23 protein-coding genes are annotated in these 20984 nt (G+C 58.4%); 11 read left to right on the top strand and 12 right to left on the bottom strand.

Features of this window, described 5'->3' with window-relative positions; all coding sequences use genetic code 11:
• The first annotated feature begins 24 nt into the window (after positions 1 to 24).
• Both EDB94_RS04150 and EDB94_RS04145 read left to right on the top strand, forming a co-directional pair.
• Positions 25 to 3780, top strand: coding sequence for a YhdP family protein (locus EDB94_RS04150; RefSeq protein ID WP_108017539.1), 3756 nt, complete (start codon positions 25 to 27; stop codon positions 3778 to 3780).
• Between the two features lie 30 nt (positions 3781 to 3810).
• The gene (locus EDB94_RS04145; RefSeq protein ID WP_108017538.1) at positions 3811 to 4656 is read left to right on the top strand and encodes a carbon-nitrogen hydrolase family protein; all 846 of its coding nucleotides are present in this window, start codon (positions 3811 to 3813) and stop codon (positions 4654 to 4656) included.
• 9 nt (positions 4657 to 4665) lie between these two features.
• Here the strand turns inward: EDB94_RS04145 and yjgA are convergent, their stop codons facing one another.
• From yjgA to EDB94_RS04085, 12 genes are all read right to left on the bottom strand, one after another.
• A complete protein-coding gene (gene yjgA, locus EDB94_RS04140; protein ID WP_108017537.1) occupies positions 4666 to 5193 on the bottom strand; it encodes a ribosome biogenesis factor YjgA in 528 nt (175 codons plus the stop codon).
• Positions 5194 to 5208: 15 nt separating this feature from the next.
• The gene (mgtE, locus tag EDB94_RS04135) at positions 5209 to 6570 is read right to left on the bottom strand and encodes a magnesium transporter (protein WP_108017536.1); all 1362 of its coding nucleotides are present in this window, start codon (positions 6568 to 6570) and stop codon (positions 5209 to 5211) included.
• Between the two features lie 94 nt (positions 6571 to 6664).
• Positions 6665 to 6934 carry an HPr family phosphocarrier protein gene (locus EDB94_RS04130; RefSeq protein ID WP_062781917.1) on the bottom strand — a complete coding sequence of 90 codons (270 nt, stop codon included), beginning with the start codon at positions 6932 to 6934 and terminating at the stop codon, positions 6665 to 6667.
• Positions 6935 to 6941: 7 nt separating this feature from the next.
• Positions 6942 to 7826, bottom strand: coding sequence for an RNase adapter RapZ (rapZ, locus tag EDB94_RS04125; protein ID WP_008170152.1), 885 nt, complete (start codon positions 7824 to 7826; stop codon positions 6942 to 6944).
• A gap of 28 nt (positions 7827 to 7854) precedes the next feature.
• A complete protein-coding gene (gene ptsN, locus EDB94_RS04120; RefSeq protein ID WP_014577742.1) occupies positions 7855 to 8325 on the bottom strand; it encodes a PTS IIA-like nitrogen regulatory protein PtsN in 471 nt (156 codons plus the stop codon).
• An 87-nt stretch (positions 8326 to 8412) separates the two neighbouring features.
• Positions 8413 to 8721: a ribosome hibernation promoting factor gene (hpf, locus tag EDB94_RS04115; RefSeq protein WP_014577741.1), complete on the bottom strand. Its 309-nt coding sequence runs from the start codon at positions 8719 to 8721 to the stop codon at positions 8413 to 8415.
• 100 nt (positions 8722 to 8821) lie between these two features.
• Entirely contained in the window at positions 8822 to 10342 is a 1521-nt protein-coding gene (locus tag EDB94_RS04110) for an RNA polymerase factor sigma-54 (RefSeq protein WP_108017931.1), read from the bottom strand.
• Between the two features lie 157 nt (positions 10343 to 10499).
• Positions 10500 to 11225, bottom strand: a complete 726-nt coding sequence (lptB, locus tag EDB94_RS04105; RefSeq protein ID WP_014577739.1) for an LPS export ABC transporter ATP-binding protein — start codon at positions 11223 to 11225, stop codon at positions 10500 to 10502.
• Entirely contained in the window at positions 11203 to 11769 is a 567-nt protein-coding gene (gene lptA / locus EDB94_RS04100) for a lipopolysaccharide transport periplasmic protein LptA (protein WP_108017535.1), read from the bottom strand. The genes lptB and lptA overlap by 23 nt, the downstream gene beginning before the upstream one ends.
• Complete coding sequence (gene lptC, locus EDB94_RS04095) at positions 11753 to 12337, bottom strand: LPS export ABC transporter periplasmic protein LptC (RefSeq protein ID WP_108017534.1); 585 nt, start codon at positions 12335 to 12337, stop codon at positions 11753 to 11755. Before lptC ends, lptA begins: the two co-directional genes overlap by 17 nt.
• Positions 12334 to 12882, bottom strand: coding sequence for an HAD family hydrolase (locus EDB94_RS04090; protein ID WP_260312509.1), 549 nt, complete (start codon positions 12880 to 12882; stop codon positions 12334 to 12336). Before EDB94_RS04090 ends, lptC begins: the two co-directional genes overlap by 4 nt.
• A 23-nt stretch (positions 12883 to 12905) precedes the next feature.
• Positions 12906 to 13886, bottom strand: coding sequence for a KpsF/GutQ family sugar-phosphate isomerase (locus tag EDB94_RS04085; RefSeq protein ID WP_108017532.1), 981 nt, complete (start codon positions 13884 to 13886; stop codon positions 12906 to 12908).
• Between the two features lie 188 nt (positions 13887 to 14074).
• Here EDB94_RS04085 and EDB94_RS04080 point away from each other — a divergent pair, with 188 nt between their 5' ends.
• From EDB94_RS04080 to hisD, 9 genes are all read left to right on the top strand, one after another.
• Entirely contained in the window at positions 14075 to 14887 is an 813-nt protein-coding gene (locus EDB94_RS04080) for an ABC transporter ATP-binding protein (RefSeq protein WP_108017531.1), read from the top strand.
• Positions 14884 to 15666: a lipid asymmetry maintenance ABC transporter permease subunit MlaE gene (gene mlaE, locus EDB94_RS04075; protein ID WP_008170172.1), complete on the top strand. Its 783-nt coding sequence runs from the start codon at positions 14884 to 14886 to the stop codon at positions 15664 to 15666. Before EDB94_RS04080 ends, mlaE begins: the two co-directional genes overlap by 4 nt.
• 34 nt (positions 15667 to 15700) lie before the next feature.
• Complete coding sequence (gene mlaD / locus EDB94_RS04070) at positions 15701 to 16150, top strand: outer membrane lipid asymmetry maintenance protein MlaD (RefSeq protein WP_008170174.1); 450 nt, start codon at positions 15701 to 15703, stop codon at positions 16148 to 16150.
• Between the two features lie 32 nt (positions 16151 to 16182).
• Positions 16183 to 16836 carry a phospholipid-binding protein MlaC gene (locus tag EDB94_RS04065; protein WP_108017930.1) on the top strand — a complete coding sequence of 218 codons (654 nt, stop codon included), beginning with the start codon at positions 16183 to 16185 and terminating at the stop codon, positions 16834 to 16836.
• Positions 16833 to 17165 (top strand): lipid asymmetry maintenance protein MlaB, encoded by a 333-nt coding sequence (locus EDB94_RS04060; RefSeq protein ID WP_108017530.1) that lies wholly within the window; start codon positions 16833 to 16835, stop codon positions 17163 to 17165. The genes EDB94_RS04065 and EDB94_RS04060 overlap by 4 nt, the downstream gene beginning before the upstream one ends.
• 104 nt (positions 17166 to 17269) lie before the next feature.
• Entirely contained in the window at positions 17270 to 17512 is a 243-nt protein-coding gene (locus EDB94_RS04055) for a BolA family protein (RefSeq protein WP_008170179.1), read from the top strand.
• A gap of 28 nt (positions 17513 to 17540) precedes the next feature.
• Entirely contained in the window at positions 17541 to 18803 is a 1263-nt protein-coding gene (murA, locus tag EDB94_RS04050) for a UDP-N-acetylglucosamine 1-carboxyvinyltransferase (protein WP_014577731.1), read from the top strand.
• Between the two features lie 40 nt (positions 18804 to 18843).
• Positions 18844 to 19485, top strand: a complete 642-nt coding sequence (gene hisG, locus EDB94_RS04045) for an ATP phosphoribosyltransferase (RefSeq protein ID WP_014577730.1) — start codon at positions 18844 to 18846, stop codon at positions 19483 to 19485.
• A 53-nt stretch (positions 19486 to 19538) separates the two neighbouring features.
• Positions 19539 to 20843, top strand: a complete 1305-nt coding sequence (hisD, locus tag EDB94_RS04040; RefSeq protein WP_108017529.1) for a histidinol dehydrogenase — start codon at positions 19539 to 19541, stop codon at positions 20841 to 20843.
• Positions 20844 to 20984: the final 141 nt, after the last annotated feature.

The raw sequence follows: 20984 nt of genomic DNA, 5'->3' as shown, positions 1-20984 counted from the left end.
CGGTTACCGGGTTAAGGGGTCTGAATGTCCTCCGCTGACCACGAACCGCCGCTTCCGGAGAACCTGCCCGAGAGCCCTCCGGTTCGGCTTTTGGCGCGGCTCGCCAGCCTGATCTGGTGGATGCTGCTGACACTTCTGGTGCTGCTGGCCCTATACGCCGGTCTTGGCCGCCAACTGACCCAGAATGTGGACAGCTTTCGCGATGATCTGGCTCGTGAGCTGTCAGACCGACTGGGCCATGATGTCAGCATCGGTGGCCTTTCATCCCAGTGGTACTGGCTCGACCCCGCCTTTACGGCCAGCGACATTCAGGTCACTCACCCTGACACCGGAATTGTCGTTGCCAACCTTCAGCATCTGAATATCCGCTTTGCTGCACTGGCCTCGTTGATGCGTCTGAGGATTGTCTTTGAGGACTTCCAGGCAGACGGTCTGGAACTGACCGTGAATCAGGAGCGCGGCGGTGATGTTGCGGTGAGGGGCGCAGAAATACCGGAACCGGTCAGCAATCAGTTGCAGGAGTGGCTGGAGCTTGCCGGTGACTGGCTCTCTGATCCTTACGTCAAGATTACCCGCGTCAATCTTGGTATCCGGGATAACCAGGGCAACCTGCGCCATCTGGATATTCCCCAGCTGGATCTCGACTACCGCCGTGGATTGTTCCACGCATCCGGCCGTGCCATGCAATCTGGTACTACCCAGCAGCTGGCCAGTTTTGCCCTCGTGGGCCAGCATTTTTTCCGGGGTGACTTTACCGGCCAGTTGTACCTTGGCGTCGATTCCGGCCGGCTGTTCGACGGGCTGGTTGACGAGTACCAGTGGCGATCCCTCCGGGTGGAAGGCTTCGATCTTGGTGGTGAAGCCTGGCTTACGTTCCGCAACGGTTTGCTGCAACAGGTGACCGGTACGGTGCGGACCCCCTATCTGCAGTTGGGTGTAGGCTCTCAATCCCTGGCGCCACTGGAAGACATCCGCGCGAGATTTGGCTGGCGTCGCCACGATACGGTGATGACCGATGAGACAGTGGTCGAATCCGGGGCCTTCGCCCTTGGCGAGTGGCATCTGAAGCAGCTCCAGTGGACCTGGGACGGCGATGTGGTTTCACCCTTCAGTCTGAGGTTGGCGCCGTCGGAGGGAGGCATGTCCGTCATTGCCGACGCCCTTCCGCTTGCGCCCACACGTCGCCTCGCTGCGCGGCTTCCGTTATTGCCGGAGCGTGCACTCCGGGCCCTGCAGGACTATCGGCCCGGTGGCTTTCTGGACCAGTTGAGAATCTTCTTCCCCGAGGGCGCCCCGGAAGACTTTCAGCTTTCCGGCCGGTTGCGTGACGTTAGTGTTCGGGCCCACGGCGGCTCGCCCGGCGTTACCTCTGTAAACGGAGACATCGCTCTGGACCGGCAACGAGGCTATGTCCGGATTGCCGCCGGCGAGTCGCCCGTTTCTCTGGATTTTCCCCAGCTTTTCGGGGGCGCCTGGTCATTCCCCGTACTTGAGGGCGAAGTGACCTGGCTGCTGGATGGCGCTATTACCCGTGTGTTTTCGGATGGCGTACGGATGCGTTACGGCGAGGCCACCGAACTGGACGGTGCTTTTGACCTCAGGATGGATCGAGAGGGTGAGGACAATCTGGGGCTGAAAGTGTCGGTGAAAAACGGCAACGCCGACATGCTGGCGGATTTCGTTCCGGTTAAGGCGGTAAACCCCGGTTTGTACGATTGGCTCACGACCGCCATTCTCGAGGCCGATATTACCTCAGGGACGTTTTTCGGCCATGGTCAGATAGGTTCTGGTGCACCCCGGGGCTCCTTCGTCACCTCAATGATCTATGAATTCGAACAGGCATCTGTCCGCTACGATGACGCCTGGCCGGAGGTCACGGGTGCCCGGGGAAGTGTCAGGGTTCACAATGGCGACACGCTGGTCCGACTCGAAGCAGGTCAGACCGGTGGCCTGGATCTCGATCCAGGGACGGTTCGCGTGGTGCCCTCCGATCAAGGCACACGGATAAGGGTGGATGCCTCGGCACGGGTGCCCGGCGAATCGGTCGGGTTCTGGATGGAAAATAGCCCCCTGGGTGACATGGCAGGCACAGAGGCCCAGAAGCTTGAATATGGTGGTGAGTATCAGCTGGATCTTGATATCGACTTGCCATTGGGGGCGGAGCAGCCCCCCGTGGTTGAGGCAAAGATTGCCGCACAGGAAGGCACCGTCTCCTACCCCTCGGCAGGGTTGGCCTGGCGGTCGGTTCAGGGTGAACTGACCTACCACAGCGAAAACGGCTTCTCCGGTGGCCCTTTGACTGCCGAATTTTTCGATGAACCGGTAACCATTGCCTTCAGCAAGTCCCGGGCGGGCAATGCCCTTACCATCCGGCAGTCGGGAACGTTACCGGTGCCCGGGGTGTTTGAGCAGGCGGGACTTGGGACCAGTTCGGGTTTTGGTTTGCAGGGCAATGTTACCTATACCGCGGACCTCGACGTGGGATCGGATTCAACGTCGGGGATCCGCGTGCGGTCCACTCTTGAGGGGCTGGCAGTTGACTGGCCGGAGCCACTGTCAAAAACGGCGGATGAGGCAGCACCGCTGCGGGCAACCATCAATCCCTCGGCCGCCGGCGGGCTTGGCATTACGGGCGACTGGGAAAACCGCGCAACATTCGATTTGTTATGGAAAGAGACCGGGTTTGATTTGCGTCTTGGCCGCCTGCACCTTGGCCCGCAGGTGTTGAACGATATTGATATCAATGCCCTCGATCTTGGTGACCGGTGGGTGGTGACCACCAGCTCGCAACGCGCCGAAGGGCGACTGACAATTCCGCAAAATGGCGACACGGTGAAGGCCGATTTTCAGGTGTTACGGCTCGTACGCAGTGAGACACCCTCTGAGGATTCGCCGGAATTACTGACCCTGGAAGAGCAGCTTGAGGCGTTCCGCGCACTGGATATGGGAAACTGGCCGGATATCGACGTCTCGATTTCGGAACTGCAACTGAACGACGAATCGTTGGGGCAGTGGGCCTTCCGGCTCCGCCCTGAACCCTTCCGGTTGCAGGTAAATGACATCGAGGGGCGCCTGAATTCCCTGACACTGCTGGGCGACATGAGCTGGAGCATCGTCGGAGACCGGGAAACCAGCCGGTTTACAGGTTCCATCAGCGGGGGGGCGCTCGCGGATCTGAACGAGCTCCTCGACACTGAAATGCCGGTCACTAACGAGGGGACCAACATAGAGCTGGATCTGGACTGGCCCGGTCGTCCGGATGAGCTTTCCATACCGGAGCTCAGTGGCTCGGTCAGTCTCAGGCTGGATGAGGGCGTGATCCTGGAGCGAAACAACACGGCGCAACTGTTCCGGGTGTTCAATCTGCTGAACTCTGACACTCTATGGCGCCGGTTGAAGCTCGACTTTTCCGATCTGTATGAGCGTGGGGTGGCATTCGACGCGATCTCGGGCAAGGCGCAGATCATCAATGGCTTGCTGACCATGGATCCCGAACTGCAGATAGTGGGCCCATCCGGCGCCTTCAAACTCAGTGGTACGACCAATATGGCCAGCGAGGAGCTGGATATGCGGCTTGTGGTTGTGTTGCCCCTGACTCAGAATCTGCCATTGGCGGCGCTGCTCATGGGTGCCGGTGCGCCGATCGGCGGCGCCTTGTTTGTGCTGGACAAGATTCTGGGCGATCCTTTGAGCAGGCTGACAAGCGCAACCTACAGCGTGACCGGCTCATGGGACGAGCCGGAAGTGAATCTGCAACGGGTTTTTGACACCGGCGAATAACTTTTCTGTTTGGCAATATCGGAGGCAGTCATGAACAAGCGTGTTTCCAACCGGGTCGCAGCCATCCAGATGGTCAGCGGTCATGACATCGACGCCAATCTGCGCGAAGCGGAACAGTTGCTGGCCCGGGCTGCCGAGCAGGGCGCCTCGGTCGCCGTACTGCCCGAGAATTTTGCGGTTCTGGCCACCAGTCAGATGATTGATCGTGGTCGCCAGGAGGCGGGGTCCGAGCCTGTCATAAGGACTTTCCTGGCCGAACAGGCCCGGAAACTGGGGCTCTGGATCGTTGGCGGGTCGATGCCCGTGGCCAAACGACCGGACGGCTCAGATCTGGAGGATCGGGTCAGGGCAACCTGCATTGTCTTTGATGACCAGGGTAAGGAAGTTGCCCGTTACGACAAGATTCACCTGTTCGATGCCATGGTGGAAGATGCCCATGGTCAATACCGCGAATCGGACACCTTCGAGCCCGGCGAACAGATAGTGACCGTGGATACGCCCGCGGGCAAGCTGGGGTTGGCGATCTGCTACGATCTTCGCTTTCCGGAGCTGTTCAGGCTGCTGCGTGAGCAGGAGGTGGACTGGATTTGCCTTCCGAGCGCTTTCACCTGGCAGACCGGTGATGCCCACTGGTACCCGCTGATCCGGGCGCGCGCGATCGAGAACCAGGTATGGTTAGTGGCGCCTGGCCAGGGTGGCCAGAACAGCAAGCGCCGTCGCACCTATGGCCACAGCCTGATCTGTGATCCCTGGGGGCGGATCGTGACGGAAATGGGAGAAGGCCCGGGTCTGGTCACCGCCGAACTGGACGCCGATCAGGTAGCCAATCTGCGCGCCCGGATGCCGGTGTGGGAGCACCGCCGGCTCAAAGGTTGAGCCAACGGCTCACATGGCCTCGGCGTCGTCGATGCACTCCCTGAGATAACGGAACAGTTTCCGGGCCTGGCCGGTGTTCTTCTGTTTTTCGACGTCTTTTCGGGCGTTTCGAGCAAGGTTTCGCAGGTGCTGCATATCGGCACTGGGGCAGTAGCTGAAGAATTCGCCAACAACGGGATCGCCCTCGGCAATCATCCGGTCCCGCCAGCGTTCCGCCAGGTGGTGTCTGCGGGTGTGCTCTTCGCTACCGGCATCGAAGGCGTCGATGGCTCTCGCCAGGGCTTCAGGATCATCTTCCTGTCGGATGACCTTGCCGATGTATTGCAGGTGCCGTCGTTTGGCCTCGTTCTGGCGGATACGGCGGGATTCCTCGATCGCGGCGCGGAGGGTGTCGCTGATTGGCAAGGTCTCCAGCTGATCGTTGCTCAGGCCCAGCATCCGCTTGCCCAGATCCTGCAGGGCGTGCATTTCCCGTTTCAGCTGAGATTTGCTAGGGCCGTCGTATTCCGGCGCGTCGTTGTCTTGATGGTCTTTCATAAATCCGAGATCCGCTTAAGCGTAGAAAATCGTCGCGAGGCCAAGAAAGGCCATGAACCCGACTACATCGGTCACAGTCGTGAGAATCACGCTGCCTGCCAGGGCCGGGTCAATATTGCGAGATTTGAGAAACAGTGGCAGAACCGTGCCAACCAGCGCTGCGGCGACAAGATTGATCACCAGCGCGGCAGCAATGATCGCTCCGATCATCACATCCTGGAACCAGAGCATGGCGGCACCGGCAACAACGGCGGCCCAGAGTATTCCATTCATGATGCCAGATAGGAACTCCCGGTTCAGCAACCAGCGGACGTTGGCACCGCTGATCTGCCCCACAGCCATGCCGCGGATGACGAGGGTGAGGGTCTGACTGCCCGCAATGCCGCCCATGCTTGCGACGATGGGCATCAGTACTGCAAGGGCCACGACCTTGGCGATGGTCTCCTCGAATAGCCCGATCACAGCCGATGCGATCAGGGCGGTGATCAGGTTGATCCCCAGCCAGATGGCACGGCGGCGCGATGTCTTCCAGACCGGTGCGAAGGTGTCCTCGTCTTCATCCAGGCCCGCCATACTCATCAGGGAGTGATCCGCATCCTCCCGAATAACGTCAACCACGTCATCGATGGTTATGCGCCCTAGTAGTCGGCCTTCCTCATTCACCACCGGCGCCGAGATCAGGTCGTAGCGTTCAAACAATGTCGCTACCTTGGTGTCGGAGAGGCTCACGGGAATAGGCTCGATGTCGGTATCCATGACTTCACGCACGGTGGAGGCGGGGTTGGAGACCAGCATTTTCGTGATGGGCAGCATGCCAATGAAATCGTCCCGCCGGCTGACCACGATCAGGCTGTCCGTCATGGGTGGCAGGTTGCGGTGCCGCCGAAGGTAACGCAGTACGACGTCTATGCTGATGTCCGGGCGCACCGTGATGGTGTCGGTGTTCATCAGACCGCCGGCGGTGTCCTCCGGATAGGAGAGAACTTCCTCCACCCGTTGCCGGTCCTGCTCGTCCATGGTCTCCAGGACTTCCTGGATGACCGTATCCGGCAGCTGCTGCAGCAGGTCGGCCAGGTCGTCTGACTCGAAATCCTCGATGATGTCCGCCAGTTCCTGAGCATTAAGCTGGCTCAGGAAGTAGCCTCGGATATCATCACTGAGATACTGGAGAACCTCGCCTTCGAGGTCTTTGTCCACCAGGTTCCACAGCAGGGCCCGCTGCCGGGGCGGTGAGGATTCCAGCAAATGGGCAATATCACTGGGGCTCAGGCCACCGTTCAGGATGCGGGCAACCTGCTTCAGTGCGCCACTGTCCAGCGCTTCGCTCAGGGAACGAAGACGCTGGCGGGCCTGGCTTTTTTCCAGAATATCGGTCATGAATCACCCGGCGTCAGAAAACGCCTGTATTATAGCGGAGTTAGGCGCTATCGGTGAGAAAGAGTTGTAGGTGAATGCCGTACGGAAGGCGGAATTACTCGCCCTCACCGAAATAGTTGTTAATCAGTTCCACCAATGCTTCGATGGCCTGTTCCTCGTCCGGTCCGTCGGCAATAAGCTCCACATCGGTTCCTTTGCTGGCGGCAAGCATCATCACCTGCATGATGTTCTTCGCGTCCACATCCCGGCCTTTGCCACTGATACGCACGCTGCTGTCGTATTCGGATGCCGTGTTGACGAGCTTCGCAGTGGCGCGCGCATGCAGGCCCAGTTTGTTGATAATGGTAATGGGGCGGCGAATCATGGCTCGATCAGATCTCTTCCCGGGTCTGCAGGTGTGGCAGCTCGGTATGCCGCACTTGCACATTGCTGTACCGTTGCCGGAAGTACTCACCCAACTGCTCGCACACATACACCGACCGGTGCTGGCCGCCGGTACAACCAATGGAAATGGTCATGTAGCTGCGGTTGCTGTCTGCAAAAGAGGGCAGCCAAGTATCCAGAAATGATTTCAGGTCCTCGATCATCTTCCGGCTTGCCGGTTCTTTTTCCAGAAACTCGATAACCGGCTGATCCGTACCGACATACTTGCGGAGGCTGGTATCCCAGTAGGGGTTGGGCAGGCAGCGGACATCGAAAACGTAGTCGGAATCCAGCGGCACGCCGTGTTTGAAGCCGAAAGACTGAAACAGGAGAGCCAGTTCCTGATCTTTTCGACCGACCACGCGCTGCTTGACCATGTCCCGCAGCTCGTACATGGACATGCCGGTGGTATTTACGTAAAGATCGGAAAGCTTGGAGAGGGGCTCCAGCAGTTTCTTCTCGCTGGTAATGGCTTCCCGGAGAGAGGTCCTGTCGTCACTCAACGGATGCTTTCTGCGGGTGGCGTGAAAACGCTGCAGAAGCGACTGCTCGTCGGCGTCCAGGAAGATGATTTCAACGGTAACCCCGGTTTCCTGGAGGCGCCGGTAGATCTCCTCAAAATTGGCCAGCTCGCCGGAAAGGTTCCGCGCATCGATACTGACGGCCATCTTGCCCAGTCGACCAGGCCTGGTCTGGCTGGCGGCTTCCCGTGTGAGGGGGAAGAGCAGGCCAATAGGAAGATTGTCGATGCAATAAAACCCGAGGTCCTCCAGCACATGAAGTGCGGTACTCTTGCCCGAACCGGACCTGCCACTGACGATAATCAGCTTCATGACCACCTTACCTCCACTGCAGTGAATATCAGCCGCCTGAGGCGGTCATGCGCTGGTACAGCGTGCTGGCGTCCTCGCATTGCCGGAGGCGATCACAGAATGACCGCTCGTTGAACTTCTCCGCCAGTTGGCTCAGCAGCTCAAGGTGCTCGCTCGTCGCCTCTTTTGGCACAATCAGGGCAAAGATCAGATCCACTGGCTGATTGTCGATAGCATCGAACTCCACGCTTTCTTCAAGCGTCATCAGCACACCCACCACGTGATCAAGTCCTTCCAGGCGGCAGTGGGGAATGGCAATTCCCTGGCCAATGCCGGTGCTGCCCAGGCGCTCACGGGAAATCAGGTTGTTGAAGAGCTGGGTCTCGCTGAGCGTGTTGTCCTGATGGTTTATTTGCTCGGCAATAAACTCCAGGGCCCGTTTCTTGCTGGACGCAGCTACCCTGCAGAGGGTGAGCTCCGGCGCAAGAATGTTGTCTATGGTCAGGGATGTGTCGCTCATGGATCGACTGCATTTCCGTTAAAAAAAAGGCTGCGACACGTTACTCATGTCGCAGCTCGATTAGATGAAGTGCATGAAAACAGCGCGTTAGCGAGAGCCGTTTCCGTGCATCCGTTCTACATTCTTTTCCTTGTGCTTGAGGATCTGACGGTCGAGCTTGTCGATAAGGGCATCAATGGCCGCGTACATATCCTCGTTTTCTGCCTTTGCGTGAATCTCACCACCTACCACGTGCAATGTGGCTTCCGCAATCTGGCGCACCTTTTCCACTTCCAGGGTCACCTGGCAGTTACTGATGTGGTCAAAGTGACGCTCGAGCTTCTCGAACTTCTCTGAAACGTAATCCTTCAGTGCGGGAGTCAGTTCTACGTGATGGCCTGAAATGTTGAGTTGCATAGGCGTCTCCTGTTGTCATCATGCCGGCTCCCGGGAGCCGGTCTGGGTGCTGGCGCATTGTGCGCCGGCGAATACGGTGTTGCATCCCGTCCCGGGGTATTCAGACCAGCCGCTTGCGTTCGTTGGACGGCGGAATGTGCATGGCCTCCCGGTACTTGGCAACGGTGCGTCGCGCAACCTTGATACCCTGTTCCCCTAGCATGGCTGCAATTTTACTGTCGCTCAACGGCTTTTTGGGTGTTTCGGCGGCAATCAGCTTCTTGATCATCGCGCGTATGGCCGTGGAAGAGCACTCTCCGCCCTCATCAGTGCTGACATGGCTGGAGAAGAAATATTTCAGTTCGAAAATACCCCTGGGGGTATGCATGTATTTCTGGGTGGTTACCCGTGAAATCGTTGATTCATGCATTTCCACCGCCTGGGCAATGTCCGAGAGAATCAACGGCTTCATTGCTTCCTCGCCGTAATCCAGGAAACCCTGCTGGTGCTCGACAATACGGGTCGCTACTTTCAGCAGGGTCTCATTGCGGCTCTGCAGGCTCTTGATAAACCACTTCGCCTCCTGCAACTGATCGCGGAGGTAGGTGTTGTCTGCACTGCTGTCTGCACGCCTTATAAGTGAAGCATAGCTGGCATTTACCCGGATGCGCGGTGCAATTTCCGGATTCAGCTCAACACGCCAGCGGCCATTGTGCTTGCGAACGATGACATCCGGAATCACGTAGTCGGGCTCGGCGCGATCAATCACGTCGCCCGGGCGCGGATTGAGGCCGGTAATCAACGCCAGGACTTCCCTGAGCTGATCTTCTTTCAGGCGGCTGCGACGCAACAGCTGGGCGTAGTCCCGGTTGCCCAGCAGGTTGATGTAGTGGGTGATCACCAGGCGTGCCTGGGCGAGCCAGGGTGTTTCCGGGGGTAGTTGATTAAGCTGGATCAGCAGGCATTCCTGCAAATCCCGGGCAAACACGCCAGGGGGATCGAAGTGCTGGAGGCGATGCAGGACGGCTTCCACTTCATCCAGTTCAAGGGGGTCTTCTTCGTTCTCGTCCAGCAGCCCGGCGTGGATTTCTTCCAGAGGGCTGGTGAGATAGCCCCGCTCGTCCACGGCGTCCATCAGGGCGTGGGCAATGGCCTGGTCCCGCTCACTCAGGGGAGTCAGGTTGAGCTGCCATTCCAGGTGATCCTGAAGGGTCTCGGTGGGCGAGTTGCGGGTCTCGAAATCGTGATCGTTTTCATCGTCGTTGCGGGCTGCCGGGGCAGGGGCGGACTGGTAGATGTCATCCCAGGCCGTGTCGACCGGCAGGTCGTCCGGAATGTTATCCGGAATCTCGTTTTCCGACGACCAGTCCGGGCCGTTCTCGGATTCGTCCCAGTCGCTGGACGGTTCCGGCGTGGTCTCGGCAGCAGACTCGGCCGCATTGGCCTCGCGCTCGTCACTCTCGGTGGACGTGTCGGTCTGATCGTCGTCCTCGGATGTCTCCAGCATGGGGTTGGATTCCAGTGCCTGCTGGATTTCCTGTTGGAGGTCGAGGGTAGATAGCTGGAGAAGCCGGATCGCCTGTTGCAGCTGGGGTGTCATGGTCAGGCTCTGACCCAGCTTTAACTGTAAGGAGGCTTTCATAACCATGGTTCAGGATCCGTCACTCATCAGCGCTTTGTGTCATAGGTCTTGAAAAAATCTTTATATGCCGGTTACTTGCCGCGGTTTTTCTTTACCCTAGCAAGTTCTTTGCCGAGTTTACTTGCTACAGATCATCAAAACAATGAGCCATTCACTGTCACAGCCTGAATTCGTCCCCGAGGTAGACTTCCTTGACCTGTTGATTGGCCAGGATCGCATCAGCATTGCCGGAGGCGATGATGTGCCCGCCGGAAACAATGTACGCGTTCTCGCAGATATCGAGAGTCTCGCGCACGTTATGGTCGGTGATCAGCACGCCAATCCCTTTGTCCCGCAGATGCCGGATAATGTGTTTGATGTCGCTGACGGATATAGGGTCAACACCGGCGAAGGGCTCATCCAGCAGGATGAAAGCCGGCTCCATGGCCAGGGCCCGGGCAATTTCCACCCGTCGCCGCTCACCACCGGACAGGGCCATACCAACGCTGTCCCGGATATGGGTGATGTGGAATTCCTCCAGCAGCTCCTCGAGCTTTTTCTGCCGGTCTGCCTTGCTCAGGCCCTGCCGCGTCTCAAGGATCGCCATGATGTTGTCGCGCACAGACAGTTTGCGGAAAACCGAGGCTTCCTGTGGCAGGTAGCCGATGCCCTGACGGGCCCGACCGTGCATCGGCAGCGGCGTAATATCCCGGCTGTCGATGGTAATCCGCCCGTGATCGGCAGGAACCAGCCCCACGATCATGTAGAAACAGGTGGTTTTCCCGGCGCCGTTGGGGCCTAGCAGTCCGACAATTTCCCCGCTTCGGATTTCCAGGGACACATCGATAACCACTTTTTTCTGCTTGTAACTCTTTGCCAGGTTACTGGCTCTCAGAACTGCCATCGGTTTCCTGTTTGTCAGTGCGTCTGTCGGCGCTTCGCGGCTGGATCACCATTTCTACCCGGCCAGTGCCATCGCCGGTCTCGGCGCCGCCTTCTGCGGTTACAACGCGGCCAGCGGTATCATAGTGAATCACGTCGCCGCGGAACAGGTTGCCATTCTGCTCAATCACCGCTTCCCGTTCAAAGGTCAGCTGGCTGTCGGTGGCGGACCAGGTAATATTCAGGGCGCGGGCGTCGGTTTCACCTTCACCTTCGCGCGCCGGCTGCCTGTATCTTGCGGGGGTTCCCGAGGCCTCGATGCGGCTCAGGCCGTTCTCTGTACGGTACAGGACCACACGCTCCGCGTTCAGGCGGGTATTGCCTTGTTCAAGTTCCACATCGCCGGTGTAAGTGGCAATGCCCTGGCCATCGTCCAGGCGGGCGTTGTCGGCGGTAACCTTGATGGGGATGTCGGAATCAAGGTCGAAAGCCGCCACCGGGCCAGCCATTGCGACTGTCAGCAGGGCGGCCAGCAGGCTCCGGTATCGGTTAGTTTCCGGTTTCATAGCGTCCTTCCACCTGGGAGTTCAGTTCCAGAATCCGCTCGTCAATCCACGCTTTCATGCCCGTGGCCCGGGTTATGCCGGTAACGTCGCGTATTTCTACGGGTGCGTCTGTATATACCATGCCCCGGTCATTATCCAGCGTCAGTGTTGATGTTGTCAGAGTGGCGTTCCGTTCACCAATACTGCGCTGAATCCGGACATTGTCAGTGAGATAGACCAGGTTCTGGTTCTGCAGCAGGCTGCCATTCTCGGCTTCAACAATCCAGGGCAGAACATTGTCGCCGCCATACAGTTCGGCACGGGGAGACTCCATGGTGGCCAGGTTACCTTCTTCAAACTGCTCAATGCGGGGGCTGGAGAACCGGATTTTCAGCTTGCCCGATTCGTCGAATGACGTGTAATTGCCATTGACCACAAAGCCGTCCGGTTCGGCATCGCCCCGTAGCGCGGCTGCCTCATCATCAATGACCGGCGGTTCATCGCTTTGCCAGAGCAAAAAGACCGCGGCCACCACAGTGCCAGCCAGCGCCAGTGTTCGCAGCCAGGGCCGGTCCGGGAGCCAGTTCACGCCTCTAGCTCCAGGTAGGGTGCAAGCGCAGCATCAAGCTTGCCATGGGCGGTCAGCAGCAGGTCGCAGGCTTCGCGCACCGCGCCCTCGCCACCCCGGGTTCGGGTGCAGTAATCGGCATGTTGCTGCACCAGCCAGTAACCATTGGGTACGGTGATTCCCAGCCCGGCAAACCGGAGCGCCGGCAGGTCTGGCAGATCATCACCCATGTAGGCGATGGCCGCAGGGCTGAGATCCATGGTGCTGACCAGTTCCTGCAGGGCCACTTTCTTGTCCTCACGCCCCTGCATCAGATGCGATATGCCCAGATCCCGCATGCGCTTTTCGGTCAGGGGTGACTTCCGACCGGTAATAACGGCCACAGTAATGCCGGCTGCCATGAGTTGCTTGAGTCCCAGGCCGTCCAAGATGTTGAACGCCTTGAGTTCATCACCGTTAGCGCTGAAGTAAAGCTTGCCATCGCTCATGATGCCGTCCACATCCAGTGCGATCAGTCGAATTTTGGCGGCTTTTTCCAGCAGTGGCTCAGGCCATTGATGCTTCATGTCGAAAAACTCCTCATGGCCCATCAGATGACGCCGGCCCGCAGCAGGTCGTGCATGTTGATGGCGCCGATTAGAGCACCGCTATCGTTCGTCACGGGCAGGGCATTGATCTTCATTTCCTCCATGATATTCAGCGCTTCCGCCGCCAGATGATCAGCTTGGATGGTTTTACCATTCCGCGTCATCACCTCGTTGATGGGCGTATGATGAATATCAACCGACCGGTCCAGAGTCCGGCGCAGGTCACCGTCCGTAAATATGCCGGTAAGCGTGCCTTCCCCGTTTACGACGGTGGTCATACCCAGACCTTTGCGGGAGATTTCAAGGAGAGCGCCGCTCAGGGGTGTGCCCTCGTTAACAACGGGAATCTGATCGCCTGTATGCATGATGTCGGAAACCCGAAGCAGCAGCCGGCGGCCAAGGCTGCCTCCGGGGTGGGAGAACGCAAAATCCTCGGCACTGAATCCGCGGGCCTCAAGCAGTGCAACGGCCAGTGCATCCCCCATGACCAGGGTGGCGGTTGTTGAGGAGGTGGGCGCCAGGCCCAGGGGGCAGGCTTCCACCATGACGCTGACGTCCAGGTTGGCGACGGCTTCCCGGGCCAGGGTGGACGTGGCATTGCCGGTCATGCTGATCAGCGGGGCGCCCATACGTTTGATCAGGGGCAGAATCGTGACCACCTCGCTGGTGTTGCCACTGTTGGAAATGGCGATGACAACGTCCTGCGGTGTGATCATCCCCATGTCGCCGTGGCTTGCTTCTCCGGGATGCACGAAAAACGACGGTGTACCGGTGCTGGCAAGGGTGGCCGCTATCTTGTTGCCGATGTGGCCGGATTTTCCCATGCCGGTCACTACAACACGGCCCTTGCAGTTCATGATGACTTCGCAGGCACGGGTGAACTGGTCGTCGATCCGGCTTTCAAGTGCATCAATGGCGTCACGCTCGATGCGAATGGCGCGGATGGCAGAAGATCGGAAATCGTGGGCAGTCTGTTCGGTCATCGGGCTAAGGGCCTGGCTATCGGGACATTGAAAATGTGGGGCAGAGTATACCATTTTCCCCCGGCAACGATGCCCGGTTACAGGAAGTTCAGTCAAACTGATCATTGCTATCAGTACATTTTGCGCTCTTTGGATTGAGCTCGGGCGCTCCATGGCATAATGTAGCGCCTCTTTGAAAGGTAGGGACTATGGATTCACCGGCTTACATATCGCTCAAGGATGTCGTGTTCTCCCGTTCAGGGCGCCGTATCTTCGACGGTGTCAGTCTGGATATTCCCCGCGGCAAAATCACTGCCATTATGGGGCCCAGCGGAACCGGTAAAACCACGCTGCTGCGTCTGATCGGTGGTCAGCTCAAGCCAGATTCCGGCAGTGTCATGGTGGACGGTCACGAGGTGCCAAAGCTCAAACGCAAGGCTCTCTACAGTCTCCGCGAACGGATGGGCATGCTCTTTCAGAGCGGGGCGCTGTTTACCGACCTGACTGTCTTCGAGAACGTTGCCTTTCCGCTCCGCGTGCACACCAAGTTGCCGGAAGACATGATCCGCGACATTGTTCTGATGAAGCTGGAAGCTGTTGGCCTGCGCGGCGCTCGCCAGCTGATGCCTTCGGAGTTGTCCGGGGGGATGACCCGCCGGGTTGCCCTGGCCCGTAGTATTGCCCTGGATCCCGAACTGATCATGTACGACGAACCCTTCGCCGGCCAGGATCCGATTGCCATGGGCGTGCTGGTCAAGCTGATACGGGATCTGAACAGCTCCATGGGACTGACCAGTGTGCTGGTCTCCCACGATGTACCCGAATCCCTGAGCATCTGCCATTACGCCTGCATTATTTCGGATGGCAAGGTAATCGGTGAGGGCACACCGGAGGAGCTCCGGGAGCATCCTTCCGGGAAGGTCCAGCAATTCCTGCAGGGGCAGCCGGATGGTCCGGTGCCGTTCCATTATCCGGCAGAAGGCGCTGCCCGTGACTTCGGCCTGACGGGAGGTGCCTCTTGATTGACAGAATAGCGGCATTCGGACGCCTTGGGCTGGATATCGTTTCTTCATTCGGTCGTTCCGGTCGTTTCTTGGCGGGCGTTCTGGGCGGTGTTCCCCGGCCGGCAACGGGCTTCCCGCTTCTGATGAAACAGATTTATGCGGTTGGCGTGCTCTCTCTGGCCATTGTTGTGGTGTCGGGCCTGTTCATCGGCATGGTGCTGGGGCTTCAGGGATACACTATTCTGAGCGACTACGGCTCGGAAGCGGCCATCGGCCAGATGATTGCGCTGACCCTGGTGCGTGAGCTTGGCCCGGTGGTGACAGCATTGCTGTTTGCCGGCCGCGCGGGTTCGGCTCTGACGGCAGAGATTGGCTTGATGAAAGCCACCGAACAGCTATCCAGTATGGAAATGATGGGTGTAGACCCGCTGCGGCGTGTCATTGCGCCTCGCCTCTGGGCCGGGTTTATTGCCATGCCGGTACTGGCGGTGATTTTCTCGGTAGTCGGCATCTGGGGCGGTATGCTTGTGGGTGTGGACTGGCTGGGTGTGTTCGAAGGCTCCTTCTGGGGCAACATGCAGTCGTCTGTGGATTTTGTGGATGACGTCCTGAACGGCGTCATCAAAAGCGTTGTTTTTGGTTTTGTTTGCGCCTGGATCGCGGTGTACCAGGGCTATGACTGCGTGCCGACATCGGCAGGTATCAGTTCGGCGACCACCAAGACGGTGGTGTACTCATCGCTGGCGGTGCTGGGGCTGGATTTTGTACTGACCGCTGTCATGTTTGGCGATTTCTGAAACATCGATCAACGAGATATTACCGGAGCCTGAAATGGCACAGAGAACCACTGAAATCGTAGTTGGCCTGTTCATGATAGCAGGCTGCGCAGCCCTGCTTTTCCTGGCGCTGCAGGTTAGCGGGCTGTCGCCGAAGTCGGCCGAGAGCACCTATACCATTTACGCCAATTTCAACGATACGGGCGGGCTCACGCCCCGCGGTCGGGTCTCGATGGCCGGGGTAACGGTTGGCACCATCGAATCCATCAGCCTGAACACGGAAACCTTCCAGGCTCGGGTCGAGATGTCGATTCATTCGGACGTGGACAATATCCCGTCGGACAGTTCCGCAGTTATACGTACATCCGGCCTGCTCGGCGAGCAGTACATTGATATATCGATTGGCGCCGAGATGGATTCGCTGAAAGAGGGCGATACCTTCTATTCGACACAGTCGGCCATGAACCTGGAACGGCTGATCAGTAACTTTGCATCGGGCCGTTGATTCGGGCCGGAAAGATCAAACAGGAGATCCTGATGTTTGCACTGAGACACCACATTCTGATCGGCCTCTTCATGGCCCTGGCTCTGGTCGCGCCGACCCAGGCGAGTGAAGCTGAGGAGCTTCGCAAGTATGTGGACAACAATACCCAGCGTCTGGTGGACAAGCTGAACGAGGAGCGCGGACTCTATGAGCGGGATCCAGAGGCTTTTTATAAAAGCATGGATGAGGCTCTGACCGATTTTGTCGACTTCCGCCGCATCGCTGCCAGGGTGATGGGTCGTTACGCACGCCAGACTACGCCTGAGCAACGAGACGAGTTCGTGGCCAAATTCAAGCGCAGTTTGTTTGACAGCTATGCCCAGGCGCTGGTCAATGCCGAGAATTTCGAAATCCAGGTGAAGGAGGCGACCATCAACCCCCAGAGTGACGATCGAGCCTCTGTGCAAATGGAAGTGATCAGTGCCTCCGGTAATCGCTACCCGGTGACCTATTCAATGTACAAGACGGCGGAGGGCAAGTGGCTGATGGAAAACGTCATTGTTGAGGGCGTCAACATAGGCCTGGCTTTCCGGGATCGATTCGGCCAGGAAATGGAAGAAAACCGTGGCCAGATCCAGGCGGTGATTGATGGGTGGAGCGACGCTGTTGAAAGTCTGAACCTCGATCAGGAAGGCAACCAATCATGACCAGCGGCTCGCCTGTGGTTCAGCTCCTGGACGGCTTGCTTGTCGTGACCGGTGAAGTGAACACAGACACCGTGGTCGGCTTGAGAAAGCAGGGTGAGAAGCTGATCCGTTTGGCTTCTGCCGATCTGGTCGTCGACCTTGATGGGCTGGTGACGGCCCACAGTGCTGTTCTCTCCATGCTGCTCTGCTGGCAGCGCCTGGCGCATCAGGCGGGCGTTGCCCTTTCGTTTCGGGGCGTCAGCGGCCGTCTGGCCTCGCTGGCGGCCCTGAGTAATCTTGATGATCAGCTTGAGGGGTTTGGTCCGGAAGCCGTCCATCCCGCCCACTGATTATTCCGGCCTCGCTCCCTTTGTTGACCGGACGCTAAAGCTGACCCGAGCGCCGGAATTGGTTACAATCTCGCCCCTGATTTCAAAACACCCGAGGATTTTCTATGGATGCCGCCCAAGTCACCGAGCTGGTCAAAGAAGCGTTGCCCGGCTGTGAAGTTCAGGTACAGGTTGATGGTACCCATTACCTGGTCGTCGTGGTGGGTGACGTATTCGAAGGCCTGCCGACTATCAAGCGCCAGCAGTTGATCAACAAGGCGCTGTTCCAGCAGATCATGGATGGCTCGATTCACGCCCTTCATCCAAAAGCATTTACTCCGGCCGAATGGGCTGAGCGCCAGGGCTGAACGGCCCGGACAAAACAGGATATTTATTGTGGATAAACTTCTGATCAGAGGCCGCAAGCCTCTGGATGGTGAAATCCGGATTTCCGGTGCCAAGAACGCCGCACTGCCGATCCTCGCAGCAACTCTGCTGGCGGATGAGCCGGTAACCGTAGGCAATCTACCGCACCTGCACGACGTAACCACCATGATCGAGCTTCTGGGTCGCATGGGTGTTGAAGTGATCATTGATGAGAAAATGAGCGTGGAAATCCATGCCAACACCATCAAACACTTCCATGCCCCTTACGAGCTGGTGAAAACCATGCGGGCCTCCATTCTGGTGCTGGGTCCTCTGGTCGCTCACTTCGGCGAAGCAGAAGTATCCCTGCCCGGCGGTTGTGCGATCGGTAGTCGCCCGGTGAACCTTCACATCCATGGCCTGGAAATGATGGGCGCGGACATCAAGGTCGAGAATGGCTACATCAAGGCCAAGACCAACGGTCGTCTGAAAGGCGCGCACATTTTCTTGGATACGGTCACCGTAACCGGTACCGAGAATCTTATGATGGCGGCTGCCCTGGCAGACGGAAAAACCATCCTGGAAAACGCGGCCCGCGAGCCGGAGGTTGTTGACCTCGCCGAGTGTCTGATCGCCATGGGCGCAGACATCAAAGGTCACGGTACCGCCACCATCGAAATCAACGGTGTTGAGCGCCTGCACGGTTGCCATTACAACGTACTGCCAGACCGTGTTGAAACCGGTACCTATCTCGTCGCTGCGGCTGCAACCGGCGGTAGGGTCAAACTGAAGGATACCCGGGAAGACCTGCTCGAAGCCGTTGTGCTCAAGCTTGAAGAGGCCGGCGCCCACATCAACACCGGCCCGGACTGGATTGAACTGGACATGAAAGGCAATCGCCCGAAAGCGGTTAGCCTGCGTACAGCGCCATATCCGGCCTTCCCGACCGACATGCAGGCGCAGTTCGCTGCAATGAATGCCGTGGCCGAGGGCACCGGTACCATTGTGGAAACCGTGTTCGAGAACCGGTTCATGCACCTTCAGGAACTGATCCGCATGGGAGCGGATATCACGCTTGAGGGCAACGCCGCGATCATCAAGGGCGTGGACCACCTCACCGGTGCGCCGGTTATGGCCACGGACCTCAGGGCCTCGGCAAGCCTTGTCATCGCCGGCCTCATGGCCGACGGCGATACCATCGTAGATCGCATCTATCACATAGACCGCGGGTACGAGTGTATCGAAGAGAAACTGCAGTTGCTGGGTGCCACCATCCGCCGCCTGCCAGCGTGAAAGACATCTATCCAGACACTACGGGAAACCGGAAGAATCCATGACAGATTCCATAACCATCGCCTTGTCGAAGGGACGAATCCTGGAAGAAACCCTGCCGCTGTTGGCGGAAGCAGGAATCGAACTGATCGACGACGTCAAAAAGTCGCGCAAACTGGTGTTCCCGACAACGGACCCCAATGTTCGGGTTCTGATTATCCGGGCCACAGACGTGCCGACTTATGTTCAGTACGGCGGGGCGGACCTTGGTGTGACCGGCAAGGACGTGCTGATGGAGCATGGTGGGGAAGGGCTGTATGAGCCACTGGATCTGAACATTTCCCGGTGTCGTCTTATGACCGCCGGCCCGAAAGATCAGACTCCGCCATCCGGTCGTATCAAGGTGGCAACAAAATTTGTAAACCTGGCCCGCCGATATTACTCGGCCCAGGGCCGTCAGGCAGACATCATCAAGTTATACGGCGCCATGGAGCTGGCTCCGATTCTCGGGCTGGCCGACGAGATCGTCGACATTGTCGACACCGGCAACACGCTGAAGGCGAACGGTCTCGAGGCCCGGGAACTGATTGAGCACATCAGCAGCCGGCTGGTTGTCAATCGTGCCTCCATGAAGATGAAACACGAGCGTATTAACCCCATAATCGAAAAGATGTCCGCAGCTGTGGATAAACGCCGGACCTAATGTCAGTGCCGGCCAGAGTCAGTTAGTCGTTAATCCCATACAGGATTTGAGTTATGACCGCCAAGATCACCCGATTGAACGCTTCCCAAAGTGACTTTAATGATGCGTTGGCCAAACTTTTGGCCTGGGACGATAGCGTTGATCATCAGGTGAACGAGTCGGTGCGCCATATCCTGCATGAGGTGAAAACCCGGGGTGACCAGGCGGTTCTGGAATTTACCGAGAAATTCGATCGCCTGAAGGTTGGCTCCGTCGCCGAGTTGGAAATGGACCAAAGCCGTTTGCAGCAGGCCCTGGATGCGATTCCCCAGGACCAGCGGGTTGCCCTTGAAAAAGCGGCTGAGCGAATTCGCGACTACCACGAACGCCAGAACCAGAAGTCCTGGCAGTATGAGGACGAAGACGGAACCGTGCTTGGCCAGAAGGTAACGCCATTGGACCGGGCGGGCTTGTACGTGCCCGGCGGCAAGGCTGCTTACCCTTCATCCGTGCTCATGAACGCTATTCCGGCAAAGGTCGCCGGCGTCAGTGAAGTGGTGATGGTCGTTCCAACGCCGGATGGTGTGGTGAACGACATGGTATTGGCCTCGGCAGCGATTGCCGGAGTCGACCGCGTATTCACCGTTGGCGGCGCCCAGGCCGTAGGCGCGCTGGCCTACGGTACAGAAACCATCCCGGCCGTGGATAAAATCGTCGGCCCCGGCAATATTTTCGTTGCCACCGCCAAGCGTGAAGTGTTTGGCGTTGTCGGCATCGACATGATTGCCGGCCCGTCGGAAATTCTCGTGATCAGTGACGGAAAGACCGATCCCGACTGGATCGCCATGGACCTCTTCTCCCAGGCAGAACACGACGAACAAGCTCAGTCCATCCTGATCAGCCCAGATGCCGAATTCCTGGATGCCGTCGAAGCCAGTATCAACAAACTGCTTCCCACCATGGAACGTGCCGACATCATCCGCACCTCCATGACCGACCGCGCCGCATTGATCCACGTCGCCGACCTGAAACAAGCCGCCGAAGTGTCCAACCGCATAGCCCCGGAACACCTGGAGCTGTCGGTTGAAGACCCCGAGGCCATGCTCGATGACATTCGCCACGCTGGCGCCATCTTCATGGGCCGCTACACCGCCGAAGCCCTGGGTGACTACTGCGCCGGTCCGAACCACGTGCTGCCCACCAGCGGCACCGCACGGTTCTCTTCACCGCTGGGCGTCTACGACTTCCAGAAACGGTCCTCCATCATCGGCTTCAGCGCTGCCGGTGCAGACCGCATGGGTCGGGTGGCGTCGGTTCTGGCCCGCGGCGAGGGCTTAACGGCACACGCCCGGTCGGCGGAATATCGTATTAAAGATTAAAAGACTTCACCCCCTATGTATGCAGGGCGGCGGGCAGGTCACACTCCGAGAATGTCGGCGGCCATGGATGGCCGACGCCAAGCGCACATGGATGTGCTCGTAGCGGTTCTCGGAGAGTGACCTGCCTGTCGCCCGTCTGCA

The organism is Marinobacter sp. 3-2 (assembly GCF_003751355.1).
GTDB lineage: Bacteria > Pseudomonadota > Gammaproteobacteria > Pseudomonadales > Oleiphilaceae > Marinobacter > Marinobacter adhaerens.
Note: the sequence above shows the minus strand (reverse complement) of the source record. Positions and strands in the feature narration are given on the sequence as shown.

What these genes read in the sequence shown, in the direction of transcription:
- EDB94_RS04130 (WP_062781917.1), bottom strand. Translation starts at nt 6,934, where the DNA reads ATGATTCGCCGCCCCATTACCATTATCAACAAACTGGGCCTGCATGCG.
- hpf (WP_014577741.1), bottom strand. Translation starts at nt 8,721, where the DNA reads ATGCAACTCAACATTTCAGGCCATCACGTAGAACTGACTCCCGCACTG.
- lptA (WP_108017535.1), bottom strand. Translation starts at nt 11,769, where the DNA reads ATGAAACCGGAAACTAACCGATACCGGAGCCTGCTGGCCGCCCTGCTG.
- EDB94_RS04085 (WP_108017532.1), bottom strand. Translation starts at nt 13,886, where the DNA reads ATGACCGAACAGACTGCCCACGATTTCCGATCTTCTGCCATCCGCGCC.
- EDB94_RS04060 (WP_108017530.1), top strand. Translation starts at nt 16,833, where the DNA reads ATGACCAGCGGCTCGCCTGTGGTTCAGCTCCTGGACGGCTTGCTTGTC.
- hisG (WP_014577730.1), top strand. Translation starts at nt 18,844, where the DNA reads ATGACAGATTCCATAACCATCGCCTTGTCGAAGGGACGAATCCTGGAA.
- EDB94_RS04145 (WP_108017538.1), top strand. Translation starts at nt 3,811, where the DNA reads ATGAACAAGCGTGTTTCCAACCGGGTCGCAGCCATCCAGATGGTCAGC.
- ptsN (WP_014577742.1), bottom strand. Translation starts at nt 8,325, where the DNA reads ATGAGCGACACATCCCTGACCATAGACAACATTCTTGCGCCGGAGCTC.
- rapZ (WP_008170152.1), bottom strand. Translation starts at nt 7,826, where the DNA reads ATGAAGCTGATTATCGTCAGTGGCAGGTCCGGTTCGGGCAAGAGTACC.
- hisD (WP_108017529.1), top strand. Translation starts at nt 19,539, where the DNA reads ATGACCGCCAAGATCACCCGATTGAACGCTTCCCAAAGTGACTTTAAT.
- EDB94_RS04090 (WP_260312509.1), bottom strand. Translation starts at nt 12,882, where the DNA reads ATGAAGCATCAATGGCCTGAGCCACTGCTGGAAAAAGCCGCCAAAATT.
- EDB94_RS04065 (WP_108017930.1), top strand. Translation starts at nt 16,183, where the DNA reads ATGTTTGCACTGAGACACCACATTCTGATCGGCCTCTTCATGGCCCTG.
- EDB94_RS04150 (WP_108017539.1), top strand. Translation starts at nt 25, where the DNA reads ATGTCCTCCGCTGACCACGAACCGCCGCTTCCGGAGAACCTGCCCGAG.
- yjgA (WP_108017537.1), bottom strand. Translation starts at nt 5,193, where the DNA reads ATGAAAGACCATCAAGACAACGACGCGCCGGAATACGACGGCCCTAGC.
- mlaD (WP_008170174.1), top strand. Translation starts at nt 15,701, where the DNA reads ATGGCACAGAGAACCACTGAAATCGTAGTTGGCCTGTTCATGATAGCA.
- EDB94_RS04080 (WP_108017531.1), top strand. Translation starts at nt 14,075, where the DNA reads ATGGATTCACCGGCTTACATATCGCTCAAGGATGTCGTGTTCTCCCGT.
- lptB (WP_014577739.1), bottom strand. Translation starts at nt 11,225, where the DNA reads ATGGCAGTTCTGAGAGCCAGTAACCTGGCAAAGAGTTACAAGCAGAAA.
- EDB94_RS04055 (WP_008170179.1), top strand. Translation starts at nt 17,270, where the DNA reads ATGGATGCCGCCCAAGTCACCGAGCTGGTCAAAGAAGCGTTGCCCGGC.
- EDB94_RS04110 (WP_108017931.1), bottom strand. Translation starts at nt 10,342, where the DNA reads ATGAAAGCCTCCTTACAGTTAAAGCTGGGTCAGAGCCTGACCATGACA.
- mgtE (WP_108017536.1), bottom strand. Translation starts at nt 6,570, where the DNA reads ATGACCGATATTCTGGAAAAAAGCCAGGCCCGCCAGCGTCTTCGTTCC.